Raw genomic sequence first — 14,525 nt, 5'->3', positions numbered from 1 at the left:
GCACCGGTCCCGACCAGCCGGCACACCGACGTAGCCGTCCACAGCGAACCCCGATCGATTAACTTGGCGGAAGCGAACCGCGTCGAGGTTGCCGGTTCCTGGATCAGACGTACGAGGGTGCGATGAAATCGTTGGCAGCGGCGCTTGCCGAGCGACTGTCGAGCAGCGACAACTTTCTGGCCGTGCTGGACGACGGGCAGTGGGCTCGCCACCCGTGGCCGGAAGTGCATGCGCGCGCGGAGAACATCGCCGAGTGGCTGCGCAACGACGACATCAGCGCGCTGGGGCTGACCGGGGAACCCACCGTCGAGCTGGTCGCGGCGATCCTGGGCGCGTTTCAGGCCGGCGCCGCGGTCTCGATCGGCCCCGGTCCGGTACGTGGGGCCGACGCGGACCAGTGGGCGCAGCGGACCCTGACCCGGTTTGCCGGCATGGGCATCAGCCACGTCCTCAGCCACGGCGCCCACCTCGAACGGTTGTCCGCCGCCGACGGGCCGCTGGTCATCAAGGACCTCGGCTCCGTTGCACCCGTGCAGCGTTCGACGACGTTCGTCCCACCGGATGATCCGGCGCCGGTGGCCGTCCTGCAGGGCACCGCCGGGTCGACGGGCACCCCGCGGACAGTGCAGCTGTCGCCGGAGGCGGTGCTGGCCAACCTCAGCGGTCTGAATGCCCGCATCGGTGTGACGCCGGCCGACGTCGGCTGTTCCTGGTTGCCGCTGTACCACGACATGGGATTGAGCTTCCTGCTCGCCGGCGCGCTCGCCGGCACCGACGTGTGGCAGGCGCCGACCGCGGCGTTCCAGGCTTCGCCGTTTCGGTGGTTGAGCTGGCTCACCGAAAGCCGGGCCACCATCACCGCGGCCCCGAACATGGCCTACGGGCTGATCGGGAAATATTCGCGGCGCGTCACCGACGTGGACCTGAGCAGCGTGCGTTTCGCGCTGAACGGCGGCGAACCCGTCGACTGCGGTCTCACCGCGCGGTTCGCCGACGAGATGGCCGGTTTCGGATTCGACGCCGGCGCGCTGGCCCCGTCGTACGGGCTGGCCGAAGCCACCTGTGCGGTAACGGTTCCCGAACCCGGCCGGGGCCTGATCGTCGACGACGCCGGTCACGCGGTGCTCGGCGAGCCGATCGGAGGCATGTCGGTGCGCATCGAGCCGGCCGAAGACGGGTCCGACGCCGGCGAGGTCATGATTCGCGGCACGTCGATGATGACGGGCTATCGCGGCGGGGAACCGCTGGGCGCCGACGAATGGTTCGCCACAGGCGATCTGGGCTACCTGGTCGACGGCGGCCTGGTGGTGTGCGGGCGCGCCAAGGAACTGATCACCGTCGCAGGCCGGAACGTCTTTCCCGCCGAAGTCGAGCAGGTGGCCGCGACAGTGCCCGGGGTGCGTGAGGGCGCCGTCGTCGCCGTCGGTGTCGGCGAACGCTCCGTGCGTCCCGGGGTGGTGATCGTCGCGGAGTTCCGGGGCCCCGATGAGGCCCACGCCCGCACCGAGGTCGTCAAACGCGTCGCGTCCGACTGCGGCATCGTCCCGTCCGACGTGACCTTCGTCCGACCCGGCACGCTGCCGAGGACGACGTCGGGCAAGCTGCGCCGCCTGGAGGTCAAACGCGAGGTCGCGGCCAAGCGCGGCGACTGAGCCTGCGCTGGGTTCGCCGAGCCTGCGCACAGATCGCGTTTTCGGCGAATCCGGCGATCTGTGCGCAGTTTCGGCGGAAGTGTCGCGCGAAGGACCGCGGGTCAGCGCACCTTCACGACGACCTTGCCCTTGGCTGATCGGTCCTCCAGCGCCGCGATCGCCTCCGCGGCGCGCTCAAACGGATACACCACCGGTTCGGGGGCAGGCACCCGGCCGGACGCCAGCAACGGTTCGAGCTCGGCCCACTGTTCGACGAGGTAGTTGGGGTGGGTGAAAGTCCATGCGCCCCAACCGACTCCGACCACATCGAGGTTGTTGAGCAGCAGCCGGTTCACCTTCACGGTCGGAATCTCCCCGCCGGTGAACCCGATGACCAGTAGCCGCCCGCCGGGAGCCAGCGAGCGCAGCGAGTCGGTGAACCGGTCACCGCCGACCGGGTCGACGACGATGTCCACACCGCGTCCGCCCGTCAGCTCCTTGGCCGCGTCCTTGAACCCCTCGGCGAGCACCACATCGGTCGCCCCGGCCGCCCTGGCCACCTCGATCTTGTCCTCGGTGCTGACCACCGCGATCACCCGCGAGGCGCCCCACGCCGGTGCCAGCCGCAGCGTCGAGGTGCCGATGCCGCCGGCCGCCCCGTGCACCAGCACCGTCTCGCCCTCGGCGAGCCGGCCCCGCGTCCGAAGGCCGTGGTGCATGGTCAGGTCGTTGAACAGCAGGCCGGCGCCGGCCTCGAACGACACATTGTCGGGCAGCTTGAAAACCCGCTCGGCCGGCAGGGCGACGACTTCGGCCATCGCGCCGCAGACCATGGTCAGCCCGGCGACCCGGTCACCGGCCGCCACGTGGGCGTCGGCGGGGGCGCTGCGCACGACGCCCGCGACCTCACCGCCCGGGGTGTAGGGCAGGTCCGGCTTGTACTGATAGAGCCCGCGGGACTGCAGCACGTCGGGAAACGCGACGCCGGCCGCGTACACGTCGATGACGACGGCGTCCTTGCCGTCCGGCTCGTCGACCTCGACGAGCTTGGCGGCCTGCGGCCCGTCCAGGCTGGCTATCTGTATCGCGCGCATGGCGCCCATTTAACCTCGTCGTCCACCTCGCCAGCCGCGGCGCCGTCCGTCGGGCGTGCCGGTGGCCCCGGCGGGCGGGACGGGAAGATAAGCTAACTTATGCGGCAACGTTGCCCAGTCCGATCGGAGAGCTGATGAGACGTGGTCAAACCGCCGGCAGGCGGGTTCCGGCCTTCGCCCCCGTCCAGGAACTGCCGTCGGGTCGGCCCGTGGACGTGCGATCGGCGGACGGCACCCGACTGCACGCCGAGGTCTTCGGTCCCGACGACGGACACCCGATCGTGCTCGCGCACGGCATCACCTGCGCCATCCGCGTATGGGCACACCAGATCACCGACCTGTCCCGCGACTACCGGGTGATCGCCTACGACCACCGCGGCCACGGCCGCAGCGGAGTTCCGCCGCGCCGCGACGGCTACAGCCTCGACCACTTGGCGGCCGACCTCGACGCGGTGCTCGAGGCCACGGTGTCTGACGGCGAACGTGCGGTCGTCGCGGGCCACTCGATGGGTGGCATCGCGATCACCTCGTGGGCCGAGCGCCACCCCGACCGGGTACCCGACCGCGCCGCCGCCGTCGCGCTCATCAACACCACCACCGGTGACCTGCTGCGTGACGTGCAGCTCCTTCCGGTGCCCCCGCCGTTGGCGGGTGCGCGGGTGCGCGCGGCGGGAACGCTGCTCAAGACGTTCGGCGCGACGCCGGTGCCGCGCGCCATCTACGGCGCGAACCAGCGTTTCCTGTCGATGCTGGCGGTCGGCCGCGATGCCGACCCCGCGATTGCGGCGTTCGTGCACGAGCTGTTCGCCTCCACGCCTCCCGCCGGACGCGGCGGCTGGGCGCGCACGCTCGTCGACCACCTGGGACCGCAGCACATCGGGCTCAACAACCTCGTCGTGCCGACGCTGGTGATCGGCAGCGAGAAGGATCGGCTGCTGCCGGTCACGTCGGCTCGTCGCATCGCCAACGAGGTGCCCAACCTCGCCGACTACGTCGAGCTGGCCGGCGGGCACTGCGCGATCCTCGAACGCCCCGACGAGGTCAACAAACACCTGCGCCTGCTGGCTGAGTCGGTCCGCCCGGCCCGCCGGGCTGAGTCGGTCCGCCCGGCCCGCCGGGCCACCTCCTAGGCCGCCGTCAGCGTGCGGTGCACCTCCTCTGCGGCGCGCTGACCCGATCGCACCGCCCCGTCCAGGAACCCGGTCCACTCGTCGGCCGTCTCGGTGCCCGCCCAGAAGATGTTGTCGACCGGCTTGCGCAGCCACGGGCCGTACGTCGTCCATGACCCGGTCGGCACCGCCGCCGTTGGCCCGCCGGGAGCGAATTCCTCTGCGCTCCAACGGTGATCGAGGTAATCGATCGGGTTGGCCGCCGCGTCGCCGAACAACCTCGTGAATCCGGCCACCGCGCGCTCTCGGCGTTGCGCGGCCGGCAGCGCGTCAAACGATCGGGCATCGGTGAACCCCAACAGGATTCCCGGGCCGTCGTCGCTCGGGCTCACGTCGAACGTGATGAAGACCGGGCCTTCGTCGGACAGCGCCTCACCCGAGCAACCGTCGGCCCGCCAGAACGGCGTTTCGTAGGCCACATAGGCCTTGCTGAGATTGCCTTGGGGCCAATGGTTCACCAGCTTCTCCTGCTCGGGCGGGAGCTCGGGGAGGAACTCGATGCCGGCTCGGTGCGCGGGCGGGACCGCCACCACGACCGCTTTCGCCGTGACGTCACTGCGGTCGGAGCCCACGGTCAGCGTGCCGTCGCGGTGACGCTCGACGCGCCGCACCACGGCGTTCAGCACCACCCGCGAACCCAGTTCGTCGGCCATCCGCAGCGCGATCTGCTGGGTGCCGCCCGGGAAGCGGTCCTGCTGGGCGCCGCCCTCGACGTCGAGCATGCGACCGATGCCGCCGGCGGCCTTGACGTAGCGCACGGCGTGCAACATCGAGACCTCGTCGGGTTCGGCGCCCCACGTCACCCGCGACATGATCGCCATCAGATCCCGGGTGGACGCGCTCGCATGGACGTAGCGCAGCCACTCGTCGAGGGTCTTGGAGTCCAGGATGTCGGCGATGGGCGAGGCCCACGGTTCCTCGACCGGCACCCGGCGGCAGACGCGGTCGAACCGCCAGTGGATGCGGGACACGTCGAGCAGCTCGATGATCGACAGCCGCGGGATCGTGCTGCGGTACGACCGCACCCGGCCGCGCCAGTGGATCAGGTTCTTGCCGCGCACGTACGTCGGCTCGGTCGGGCAGCCGAGTTCTCTGGCGAGTGCGACGACGGCGTCCTGGGTCGGGCCGACGAACGTCGCACCGAGATCCACGGGGACACCGGCGATCGTCGCGGTCATCGACCGCCCCCCGACGCGGTCGCGGCCCTCCAGAACCAGCACGTCGTGACCGAGTCGCGTGAGCTCGCGGGCCGCGGTCAGGCCCGCGAACCCGGCGCCGACGACCACCACATCGGCCGCGGCGGGCAGGGCAGGCATAGTCACCCGATTAGGCTCTCACGCCGTGAAGGTCATGACAGCGCTGTTCGGCCCAACAGATGCAATCGAGCGGGCCACGGCCCTGCGGGAGGCCGGAGCCAGCGGTGTCTTCACGTTCGAGGGGCCACACGACGTGTTCGCGCCGTTGACGCTGGCGTCCACGGTGCCCGGTCTGGACCTGATGACCAACGTGGCGATCGCGTTCCCGCGCAACCCCATTCAGCTCGCCCACCAGGCCAACGACATGCAGCTGCTGGCACAGGGCCGCTTCATCCTCGGCCTGGGCACCCAGGTGCGGGCCCAGGTCGAGAAACGCTACGGCGCCGCCTTCGACCGGCCGGTGGCGCGGATGAAGGAGATGGTCGGGGCGCTGCGGGCGGTGTTCGCCGCCTGGAGCACCGGCGGCCGACTGGACTTTCGCGGGGAGTTCTACCGGCACACCCTGATGACGCCGACCTTCGACCCGGGTCCCAACCCGTACGGCCCGCCGCCGATCTATCTGGGCGCGCTGGGCCCGCGGTTGACCCGGGCCACCGCCGAGGTCGCCGACGGCCTGCTGGTGATGCCGTTCGGCTCGAAGCGCTTCCTGCACGAGGTGACCATGCCTGCGGTGCGTGACGGGCTGGCGGCGGCCGGGCGCCGCGCAGAGGACTTCGCCGTCGTCCCGGAGATCATCGTGTCGGTGGGCGGCGACGACCACGCGGCGGCGCGTCGGCTGCTGGCGTTCTACGGATCCACCCCGGCGTACCGCCCGGTACTGGAGACGCACGGCTGGGGCGAGTTGCAGCCGGAGCTCAACGCGCTGTCCAAGCAGGGCCGGTGGCAGGAGATGGGGGCGCTGATCGACGACGAGATGCTGCACACCATCGTCGCCTGTGGCAGCCCGGCGCAGATCGCCGCGCACATCCGCGACCGCGTGGACGGCGCATCGGATCGCGTCTGCCTCTACCAGCCGGGACCCATCGCGACCTCGGCGTTGGCCGAGATCGTCGACGCGCTGGGGTGCTGACACATATCGTGGTACTCAGCAGGACCAAGGGAGGTTGCGATGAGTGGTAATGGGCGCTCGAGCGATGGGCAGGCCGCCGGCGAACCGACTGATTACTCCGACGTGCTGATCATCGGCGCGGGTATCTCGGGGATCGGCGCGGCGTACCGCGTGCAGGAGAAGAACCCCAACACCTCCTACACCGTGCTGGAACGGCGGGCCCGGATCGGCGGGACCTGGGACCTGCACCGGTATCCGGGGATCCGCTCCGACAGCGACATCTTCACGCTGAGCTACCCCTTCGAGCCGTGGACCCGCCCGGAGAACGTCGCCGACGGCCCCGACATCCGCGAATACCTGGTCCAGACCGCCCGAAAGCACGGCATCGACAAGCACATCCAGTTCAACACCCACGTCCTGTCGGCGGATTGGGACTCCACCACCGACACGTGGACGGTGCAGGCCGAGCAGGACGGCAAGCCGAAGACCTTTCGGACGCGGTTCCTGTTCTTCGGCACCGGCTATTACGACTACGACGAGCCGTACCGGCCGGACTTCCCCGGTCTCGAGGAGTTCTCCGGAGAGGTGGTGCATCCGCAGCACTGGCCGGAGTCGCTGGACTACGAGGGTAAGCGGGTCGTCGTCATCGGCAGCGGCGCAACGGCGGTCAGCATGATCCCGTCGCTGACCGAGAAGGCCGGCCACGTCACCATGCTGCAGCGCTCACCGACCTACATGTTGTCGACCCAGCGCATCAACCCCATCGTGCAGGCGATCCGCAAGGTGCTGCCAGGCCGGCTCGGGTACCACGTCGCCCGGTTCTACAACACGTTGTTCACGGTCTTCATCTACGGCTTCGCCCGGGTGGCGCCGAAGCTCAGCAGGCGTTTCATCCGGACCAAGGCCATCCAGAACCTGCCCAAGGGCTATCCGGTCGACGTGCACTTCAACCCCCGCTACGACCCGTGGGACCAACGGTTGTGCGCCATGCTGGACAACGACTTCTACCAGGCGATCGGTGACGGGCGCCTGGACGTGGTGACCGATCACATCGACCACATCGACGCCAAGGGCATCGTGCTGCGGTCGGGGGAGCGCATCGACGCCGACGTGATCATCACCGCGACGGGCATCCAGCTGCAGGCGCTCGGCGGGGTCGCGTTGAGCATCGACGGCGAGGAGTTCAAGCCGCAGGACCGGTTCGTCTACAAGGAACACATGCTCGAGGACGTGCCGAACCTGGCCTGGTGCGTGGGCTACATCAACGCCTCGTGGACGCTGCGCGCGGACCTGACCGCCCGTGCGTTCGCCAAGCTGATCTCCTACATGGACACGCATGGCTACACCCACGCCTATCCGCACCTGGGTGAGCGCCCGATGGGTGAGAAGCCGGCGTGGAACATCAACGCCGGCTATGTGCAGCGCGCGGCCCACGTGTTACCGAAGTCCGGCACCGAACGGCCCTGGAACGTACGGCACAACTACGTGCTGGACGCTATCGATCACCGCTTCGACCGCATCGAGGAGTCGATGGTGTTCGGCCGGGTCAGCGTCCCACAGGCGACGGCGAGCTGAGCAGGCGTCATCGCCTGGGCGCCGAAATAGCATTCCAGGCTGCTCAGGCGCCGGTTTTACGACCCGGAATGCTATTTCGCGAGGTGTTTACGGGGCGACGGTGAACCAGTCGGCGAAGCCCGACGGGTCGTGGCGGCCCAGCGCGCCGTGCTCGAACAGCCCCCATCCCTCCGCCGACTTGCCGCCTTCGGTGCACACCGCGCGGCCGACATGGTCGATGACGCCGAACATGCTGCGGCCGTTGACCGACGGGTCGGCCATGTCGTAGGTGAGCCGCTCGGTGAACTTCTCGCCCTTCCACATGCCGTGCAGCCAGTCCGAATCGCCGCCGTACCCGCCGCCGATGTGGATGGGCACGGCCAGCTTCGACTCGACCTCGAACACGACCGGATCTCCCTGCGGCGTGGTGGCTTCGATGGTGGCGCCGTGGGGAATTCGCGTTCCAGACGTGTAGTGGATCTTCACCCGCGGCCAGCCGAGCTGTTCGACCCGGCCGTCACGCCACACCCGTGTGCAGTCGTTGAGGCTGCGGAAGCCGGACGGCTCCTCCTGAATGATCAGCACGATGCCGAAGTCGTCGAACGCCATCGGCACATAGAGCCACCACATGCCCTCGAACGGGGGGTCTGCCGGGCGCCCGGGGGGCTCGGGTTCGCCGATCGGGCGGATGCCCCACGAGCGGTCGCGGGTGCCGATCCACGTCGAGGGGTCGACGGTGATCTCCTCGCCGTCGATCGCGATGACCCCGCTCCACCGGCCGACCTGGGCGAACCGCTGTGCATCCAGCGTGATCCTGGTGCCGGTGCGCAGCACGTGCCGCTGTTCCTGCACGACGGGGAACAGACCCTCCCACGTCAGGTCGACGGCGATGCCCTCGGTCTCCTCGAGTACCACCCGCAGCTTGTTGAGTGGCTCGGCGACCTCGACGCGGTAGCCCATCACGTGCTGGTTGAGCCGGTCGGAGTCGATGCCGTCGGACAGGTGCACCGCGGTCTGGGTGTCGGCGCGCCGCACCAGAACGAAGGCGTCCTTCACCCCGAGGTTGGGGTAGTAGCCGATACCGGTGATCAGGAAGATGTCGCCGGTGCGGTCGTGGGCGTTGAGGTAGGAGCGGTCGTAGAAGTTGCGGTCCGAGGACCCCGGCCAGGCGATCGGCTGCGGGATCTGGTGGACGGGAAACTCGTCGATGGGTCCGAGCATCAGGCCTCTTTCTCTATGAGCCGCTTGAGCAACGACCCGTGATAGAACAGCGATTCGACGTCCTCGGGTTGTTCGATCTCGCCGAAGCGCACACGCCGGGCGCTGGTCCGCATGAACACACACGCCCAGATGACCCCGGAGTACACGTAAAACCAGTGCAGGTCACCGAGTTCGACGCCGGTGCGCGCCGTGTAGGTCGCCTTGACGTCCTCCTCCCGCATGAAGTCGGGCATGCCGGGCAATCCACCCAGGCCCGCCAGCTCTTGAAAAACCATGTGCGCGAAGATCATCCAGGCGGCATCCATCTCGCGCGGCCCCAGCGTGGCCATCTCCCAGTCCAGCACGGCGACGGGCTGGAAGCCGGAGTACAGCACGTTGCCGACGCGGGAGTCACCCCACACCAGCACCGGGTCCTGCGCCGCGGTGTCGGCCGGCCAGTTGGCCTCCAGCCACTCGAGGGCTTGTTCGACGAGGGCCGAGCGCCCGATGTCGGGGACGGCGAACTCATACCAGGACTTCAGCCAGTTCAGGTTCTGCCGCAACGCGTTGTCGTCGGAACCGTCGGCGAGAAAGCCGAAGGTGTTGTGCGGCTCGGGGATCGAATGCAGTTTGGCCAACACGTCGACGGTGGCGTCCTGTAGTTCCCGTTGCTGTTCGGCGGGGGAGTCGAAGAGCCAGTTGCCGCCGAACGTGTACGGCATGACGTCGGGCGGCACCCGGCCGTCGACGTAGTCCATCAGGAAGAACGGTGTGCCGAGCACGGATCCGGTGTTCTCCAGCCAGCGCACCCGCGGCACCGGCACCTCGGTCTTCTCGGCGACCAACCGGATGACGTCGAACTGGTGATCCATCCGGTAGGACGAGAACACCGGAACGTCCTGGGCGGCCGGCGCGATGCGGGCCACCCACTTCTGCTCCCGGCCATGCCCGCCCTCGTCCCAACGGCCGGTCAGGATGATGGTCTCCGAAGACATGCCGTTGGCGTCGATGCCGCTCTCCACGGTGGTCTGCGGTGTGGCGCCGCCCGGCAGCACGGTCGACAGCCACCGCGACATCACGTCGGGCAAGGTGCTGACGTCTCGGCTGGAATGCTCGAGGCGGCTGACATCTTCGACAGCCGGTTCGGTAGCCATCTGAACCCTTCCTTCGTCGGCCCAAAATACGATACGGTCGGTAGCGTTATGAAAGCAGACCCGTCATCGGTTGACAAGCCCTCTGGCGCGGGCAGGCCCAGGGACCCGCGTATCGACGCTGCCATCTTGCGCGCCACCGCGGATCTACTTGTGGAAATCGGCTATTCGAACCTCACGATGGCCGCCGTCGCCGAGCGTGCGGGCACCACGAAGACCGCGTTGTACCGGCGGTGGTCGAGCAAGGCCGAGCTCGTTCACGAGGCCGCTTTTCCCGCCGCTCCCACGGCGATCGAGACGCCGCCCGGCGACATCACCGCCGACATCCACGCGATGATCGCCGCCGCGCGCGACGTCTTCACCAGCCGCCTGGTGCGCGCTGCCCTACCGGGGCTGATCGCCGACATGGCCGCCGATGCGGAGCTGAACGCCAGGGTGATGGACCGGTTCAGCGAACTGTTCGCCGCGGTTCGGATGCGGTTGTCCGACGCCGTCAAGCGAGGTGAGGTGCGTCCCGACGTCGATCCGGACCGGCTGGTCGAGGTGATCGGCGGCGCCGCGCTGCTTCGTGTGCTGCTGCAACCCGATGAGGCCCTCGGCGACGACTGGGTGGCGCAGACCACGGCCATCCTGGTCCACGGTGTGGTGGCATAGGGCGGTGTCCGCGGTCGAGCCTTTCCCCTCCGATTGGCATACCTGCCTGGTTCTGGTGCCCCACCCCGACGATCCCGAGTACGGCATCGGCGCGGCGGTCGCCAAGTGGACATCGCAGGGCAAGAAAGTCCACTATGCGCTGGCCTGCCGCGGCGAGCGAGGCATCGCGGGGATGGCACCCGAACGGGCCGGGCCGTTGCGCGAGGACGAGCAGCGGCGCTCCGCGGCCATCGTCGGGGTCGAGGACGTGCAGTTCTGGGACTTCCCGGACAGCGATATCCACAACACCCCGGAACTGCGCGCAAAGATCGTCGACACGATCACCGCGGTCAATCCCGACGTTGTGGTCACCATCTACAGCGGGCCGGAGTGGGGGCCTGGTGCGCCGAACCAGCGCGATCACATCGAGTTCGCGAAAGCTGTTGCACAGTCCTACGATTCGCTTTCCAACCCGCCGCGCTGGCTGTTCGAGAACGGGCCGGGCATGACCCACGGCGAAGCCGTCGACGGCTTTCTGGACCACGCCGTCGCCTCGCTGGCCGCCCACGAGAACTACCTGCGCGTGCTCGACCCCGACACACCCGTGGTCGAGCAGGCGCGCAGGCAGGTGGAGATGGCGACCCCGCCGCACTCTGATTTCGGTGGCGCGCCCACGGTCGGCTTCATCCTCAAGCGCCCCACGGCTTGACCGTGAGCGTGCGAGTCTGAGGGCGACACGCCGGCATTTACCCGAAGTTTGCGCACGCTCGCCGGCTTCGCGTGGGCCCACGCCGGCGAACTCAGCGCTCGATCTGCCGCTTGTTGCGCTCGCTCACCGCGCGGAACTGATCGCCCAGCCCCTCGAAGTCGCGATGCTGGGCGAACGCGATCCGCTCCTCGGCGCCCAATGCGGGGTCGATGACGGCCGCCGCCCCGGTCGTGTAGATCTCCTTGAGCCCGCGCATGATCGGGCCCGGCACCTCGGCGATCTGGACCGCCAGTTCGACGGCGCGATCCAGCAGGCGGCCGTGTTCGACGACCTCGGTCACCAACCCGATGCGCTCGGCGCGCGCCGCATCGACCACCTCGCCGGTCATCGACAACCGCCGCGCCATCGCCGAGCCGACCACCTGGGGTAGCCGCGCCGTCATCCCGCCGCCGGGCAGGATGCCGACCCGGGCGTGGGTGTCGGCGAACACCGCGTGCTCCGAGGCGACGAGGAAGTCGCAGCCGAGTGCCATCTCCAGACCGCCGGTGAACGTCGCGCCGTTGATCGCGGCGATGATCGGGGTGCGCATGTTGCCGGTCGCGGCGATACAACTCTGCGACCGGAACTCCTCGAAGTAAGCCAACCCGTCGCGTTGGGCCTCCTTGAGATCCACGCCGGCACAGAACGCCGGGTCGGCGCCGGTCAGGACCACGACGCGGACGTCGTCGTCGGCATCTGCCCGCGTAAAGGCCTCGTAGAGGGCGCGGACCAGGTCGCGGCTCAGCGCATTGCGGGCAGCGGGCCGGTTCATGGTCAGCACGCGCACCGGGCCGTGGTCGGTGACGAGGACGAGCTCTTCGGCGGTCATTCCATGAACGTAGCGGGCTGGACCTCGACCGCCACCACCCCTTAAACTTCCGTTACGGACCCGTTTCGTAATAGAGGAGGTGGGATGACACGCGCGGACGTCATCGTGGTGGGCGCGGGACCCGCCGGGGTGGCGCTGGCCTGTGGGCTGCTGTCGCAGGGAGTCGCCGTGCGCGTCGTCGACAAGGCGGCCGGCCCGGCGACGACCTCACGGGCCAACTTCCTTCACGCCCGTGGCTCTGAGGTTCTCGACCGGCTCGGCGCGCTCGCCGACCTGCCCCAGCGCTCGGTTCGCGCCATGCGAATCACCGCCTACCTCGCGGGTAAGCCGGTGATGCGGCTACGCTTCGGCGACCCCGGAATGGACACGGCCGCACCGCCGATGGTGATCTCGCAGGCCAAAGTCGAAGCCGCGCTGCGGGACCGGCTGGCCGGAGTCGGCGGAAATATCGAGTGGAACACCCCGCTGGTGAAGCTGCGCCAGCACGACGGCGGCGTGGTTGCCACGCTGGGCACCGGTGAGGAGGTGCGCGCCCCGTGGCTGGTCGGATGCGACGGCGCGAACAGTGCGACGCGGCGTCTCGCCGACATCGGGTTTCCCGGAGTCAAACTCTCCGAACGATTCCTGCTCGCCGACGTCGGGCTGGACTGGAACCTCGATCGCTCGGGTACCTCCGGCTGGATCCATCCCGACGGGATGATCGGCGCGATGCCGATGCCCGATGACATGTGGCGCGTCATCGCCTACGACCCCGGACTATCGGCCGAAAAGCCGACCGATGCCGAGATTCTCGCCCGGCTGGAACGCATGCTGCCCGAGCGCACCGGCCACGACGTGCGGGTCACCGACACCGAGTGGCTGTCGATGTTCCGGGTACACCGAAGGCTCGCCGACACCTATCGGCGCGATCGGGTGCTGATCGCCGGCGACGCCGCCCACACCCACGCACCGTTCGGCGGCCAGGGCATGTTGACCGGACTCGGCGACGTCGAAAACCTCGCCTGGAAGCTGGCTCTCGTGGTCGCCGGGCGCGCCGACACCGCGCTCCTGGACACCTACCAGGCCGAGCGACGCCCGTTGGCCACCGAGGTGCTGCGCGACACCAGCACCGTCACCAAGGTCAACATCGCCCAGGGACCGGTCGGCAGATTCCTGCGCGATCGGCTGATCGTGCCGTTGGTCAACCTGCCGTGGGTGCAGCGCTCCGTCACGTACCGAACCTCACAGCTGTGGGTGAGTTACCGGCGCGGGCCCCTCGCCGAAAAGCGTTTGTGCGCAAGGAAACCACGACCCGGTGACCGGGTCGCCGACATGGCCTGCCGGCGCGCCGCCGACGGCGCACCGACCCGGTTGTACGCCGAACTCGGCGGTCGATGGGCGCTGTTGACGTCCGTTGGCGACGACGCGCTGACCGCGACGGCACACGCCCATCTCGGCGAGCACGTCGTCGAACTGCGCCACGACGACGCGGGCCACGCCGAGGCGATGCTGATCCGGCCCGACGGGCACCTGGCCTGGCGCGGCAGTGCCGGGGAAAAAATGGCCGACTGGCTGCACCGGGCGCTGGGCAGGGGAGACGTGCGGTGACGACGGCGACTCCGGCCCGGGGTCGTCCGCGCGATCCGGCGCTGGACACCGCAATCCTGACCGCGGCACTGGAACTCTTCATCGCACAGGGCATTTCGGCGATGAGCATCGAGCAGGTCGCCAAACGCGCCGGGGTGGGCAAGCCGACCATCTACCGCAGGTGGTCGACGAAGGAGCGGTTGGTCGCCGATGCGATCGAGAACCTAATCGGCGCGGACATCCGCTGGCCGGACGCCGAGGAGATCGCCGCGACGCCGCCGCACCAGCTGGTGAGGCGCAACATCGACGCGGCGGCCCGCACCGCGGCCGACCCGACGTTCCGGGCGCTGGTCGCCCAGATCTACGGTTCGGCCGTCACCCATCCCGTGCTGATGCAGACCTATTGGACCCACTTCATCGTGCCGCGCCGCGAGCTCACGATCGCCATGCTGCGGCGCGCTCAGGCCGACGGCGCCGTGTCACCCGACGCCGACCTCGAGGTCGGCGTCGACATGCTCGCCGGCGCGGTGACATACCGGGTGCTGCAACCGGATCCGCCCGACTTCCGGCAGATGAAGCGCTACCTGACGGCCGCCTACCGCCAGGTCGGGTTGTTGCCCTGATCTGCCGTGGTTGTGCGGTTTCA

The 14,525-nt window shown here is 69.1% G+C and carries 13 protein-coding genes; 8 read left to right on the top strand and 5 right to left on the bottom strand.

Annotated elements, in window-relative coordinates; genetic code table 11:
- The first annotated feature begins 122 nt into the window (after window positions 1–122).
- The gene (gene mbtM, locus MELE44368_RS07420; protein WP_128107916.1) at window positions 123–1,652 is read left to right on the top strand and encodes a long-chain-fatty acid--ACP ligase MbtM; all 1,530 of its coding nucleotides are present in this window, start codon (window positions 123–125) and stop codon (window positions 1,650–1,652) included.
- 101 nt (window positions 1,653–1,753) lie between these two features.
- Here mbtM and MELE44368_RS07415 read toward each other — a convergent pair whose 3' ends face one another.
- On the bottom strand, window positions 1,754–2,725 hold the full coding sequence (locus tag MELE44368_RS07415; RefSeq protein WP_128107948.1) for an NADPH:quinone oxidoreductase family protein: 972 nt from the start codon (window positions 2,723–2,725) through the stop codon (window positions 1,754–1,756).
- A gap of 134 nt (window positions 2,726–2,859) precedes the next feature.
- On the opposite strand from MELE44368_RS07415, the gene MELE44368_RS07410 reads away from it, so the two are divergent.
- A complete protein-coding gene (locus MELE44368_RS07410) occupies window positions 2,860–3,855 on the top strand; it encodes an alpha/beta fold hydrolase (protein WP_128107915.1) in 996 nt (331 codons plus the stop codon).
- Here the strand turns inward: MELE44368_RS07410 and MELE44368_RS07405 are convergent.
- Window positions 3,852–5,210 (bottom strand): flavin monoamine oxidase family protein, encoded by a 1,359-nt coding sequence (locus MELE44368_RS07405; protein WP_128107947.1) that lies wholly within the window; start codon window positions 5,208–5,210, stop codon window positions 3,852–3,854. The genes MELE44368_RS07410 and MELE44368_RS07405 overlap by 4 nt on opposite strands.
- Window positions 5,211–5,235: 25 nt before the next feature.
- Between MELE44368_RS07405 and MELE44368_RS07400 the strand changes: the two genes are divergently transcribed.
- Complete coding sequence (locus MELE44368_RS07400; RefSeq protein WP_128107914.1) at window positions 5,236–6,219, top strand: TIGR03617 family F420-dependent LLM class oxidoreductase; 984 nt, start codon at window positions 5,236–5,238, stop codon at window positions 6,217–6,219.
- Window positions 6,220–6,258: 39 nt separating this feature from the next.
- Window positions 6,259–7,773, top strand: coding sequence for a flavin-containing monooxygenase (locus MELE44368_RS07395; protein WP_128107913.1), 1,515 nt, complete (start codon window positions 6,259–6,261; stop codon window positions 7,771–7,773).
- 87 nt (window positions 7,774–7,860) lie between these two features.
- Here MELE44368_RS07395 and MELE44368_RS07390 read toward each other — a convergent pair whose 3' ends face one another.
- Both MELE44368_RS07390 and MELE44368_RS07385 read right to left on the bottom strand, forming a co-directional pair.
- Entirely contained in the window at window positions 7,861–8,973 is a 1,113-nt protein-coding gene (locus MELE44368_RS07390; RefSeq protein WP_128107912.1) for an Rv3169 family protein, read from the bottom strand.
- Entirely contained in the window at window positions 8,973–10,106 is a 1,134-nt protein-coding gene (locus MELE44368_RS07385) for a phosphotransferase family protein (protein WP_128107911.1), read from the bottom strand. Before MELE44368_RS07385 ends, MELE44368_RS07390 begins: the two co-directional genes overlap by 1 nt.
- Window positions 10,107–10,154: 48 nt before the next feature.
- On the opposite strand from MELE44368_RS07385, the gene MELE44368_RS07380 reads away from it, so the two are divergent.
- Both MELE44368_RS07380 and MELE44368_RS07375 read left to right on the top strand, forming a co-directional pair.
- On the top strand, window positions 10,155–10,757 hold the full coding sequence (locus tag MELE44368_RS07380; protein WP_128107910.1) for a TetR/AcrR family transcriptional regulator: 603 nt from the start codon (window positions 10,155–10,157) through the stop codon (window positions 10,755–10,757).
- A 4-nt stretch (window positions 10,758–10,761) separates the two neighbouring features.
- A complete protein-coding gene (locus tag MELE44368_RS07375; RefSeq protein WP_241566511.1) occupies window positions 10,762–11,445 on the top strand; it encodes a PIG-L deacetylase family protein in 684 nt (227 codons plus the stop codon).
- Between the two features lie 91 nt (window positions 11,446–11,536).
- Here the strand turns inward: MELE44368_RS07375 and MELE44368_RS07370 are convergent, their stop codons facing one another.
- The gene (locus MELE44368_RS07370; protein WP_128107908.1) at window positions 11,537–12,313 is read right to left on the bottom strand and encodes an enoyl-CoA hydratase; all 777 of its coding nucleotides are present in this window, start codon (window positions 12,311–12,313) and stop codon (window positions 11,537–11,539) included.
- Window positions 12,314–12,397: 84 nt separating this feature from the next.
- Between MELE44368_RS07370 and MELE44368_RS07365 the strand changes: the two genes are divergently transcribed.
- Together MELE44368_RS07365 and MELE44368_RS07360 are read left to right on the top strand one after the other, a co-directional pair.
- A complete protein-coding gene (locus tag MELE44368_RS07365) occupies window positions 12,398–13,900 on the top strand; it encodes an FAD-dependent monooxygenase (protein WP_128107907.1) in 1,503 nt (500 codons plus the stop codon).
- Window positions 13,897–14,502, top strand: a complete 606-nt coding sequence (locus tag MELE44368_RS07360; protein WP_128107906.1) for a TetR/AcrR family transcriptional regulator — start codon at window positions 13,897–13,899, stop codon at window positions 14,500–14,502. The genes MELE44368_RS07365 and MELE44368_RS07360 overlap by 4 nt, the downstream gene beginning before the upstream one ends.
- The last annotated feature ends 23 nt before the right edge of the window (window positions 14,503–14,525 follow it).

Origin of the sequence: Mycolicibacterium elephantis DSM 44368 (assembly GCF_004014805.1) — a bacterium.
GTDB lineage: Bacteria > Actinomycetota > Actinomycetes > Mycobacteriales > Mycobacteriaceae > Mycobacterium > Mycobacterium elephantis.
The sequence above is the reverse complement of the archived record's forward strand: the minus strand, read 5'-3'. Positions and strand labels throughout refer to the sequence as shown.

Coding starts and splice junctions, on each gene's coding strand:
- mbtM (WP_128107916.1), top strand. CDS start 123: ATGAAATCGTTGGCAGCGGCGCTTGCCGAGCGACTGTCGAGCAGCGAC.
- MELE44368_RS07415 (WP_128107948.1), bottom strand. CDS start 2,725: ATGCGCGCGATACAGATAGCCAGCCTGGACGGGCCGCAGGCCGCCAAG.
- MELE44368_RS07410 (WP_128107915.1), top strand. CDS start 2,860: ATGAGACGTGGTCAAACCGCCGGCAGGCGGGTTCCGGCCTTCGCCCCC.
- MELE44368_RS07405 (WP_128107947.1), bottom strand. CDS start 5,210: ATGCCTGCCCTGCCCGCCGCGGCCGATGTGGTGGTCGTCGGCGCCGGG.
- MELE44368_RS07395 (WP_128107913.1), top strand. CDS start 6,259: ATGAGTGGTAATGGGCGCTCGAGCGATGGGCAGGCCGCCGGCGAACCG.
- MELE44368_RS07390 (WP_128107912.1), bottom strand. CDS start 8,973: ATGCTCGGACCCATCGACGAGTTTCCCGTCCACCAGATCCCGCAGCCG.
- MELE44368_RS07385 (WP_128107911.1), bottom strand. CDS start 10,106: ATGGCTACCGAACCGGCTGTCGAAGATGTCAGCCGCCTCGAGCATTCC.
- MELE44368_RS07380 (WP_128107910.1), top strand. CDS start 10,155: ATGAAAGCAGACCCGTCATCGGTTGACAAGCCCTCTGGCGCGGGCAGG.
- MELE44368_RS07370 (WP_128107908.1), bottom strand. CDS start 12,313: ATGACCGCCGAAGAGCTCGTCCTCGTCACCGACCACGGCCCGGTGCGC.
- MELE44368_RS07365 (WP_128107907.1), top strand. CDS start 12,398: ATGACACGCGCGGACGTCATCGTGGTGGGCGCGGGACCCGCCGGGGTG.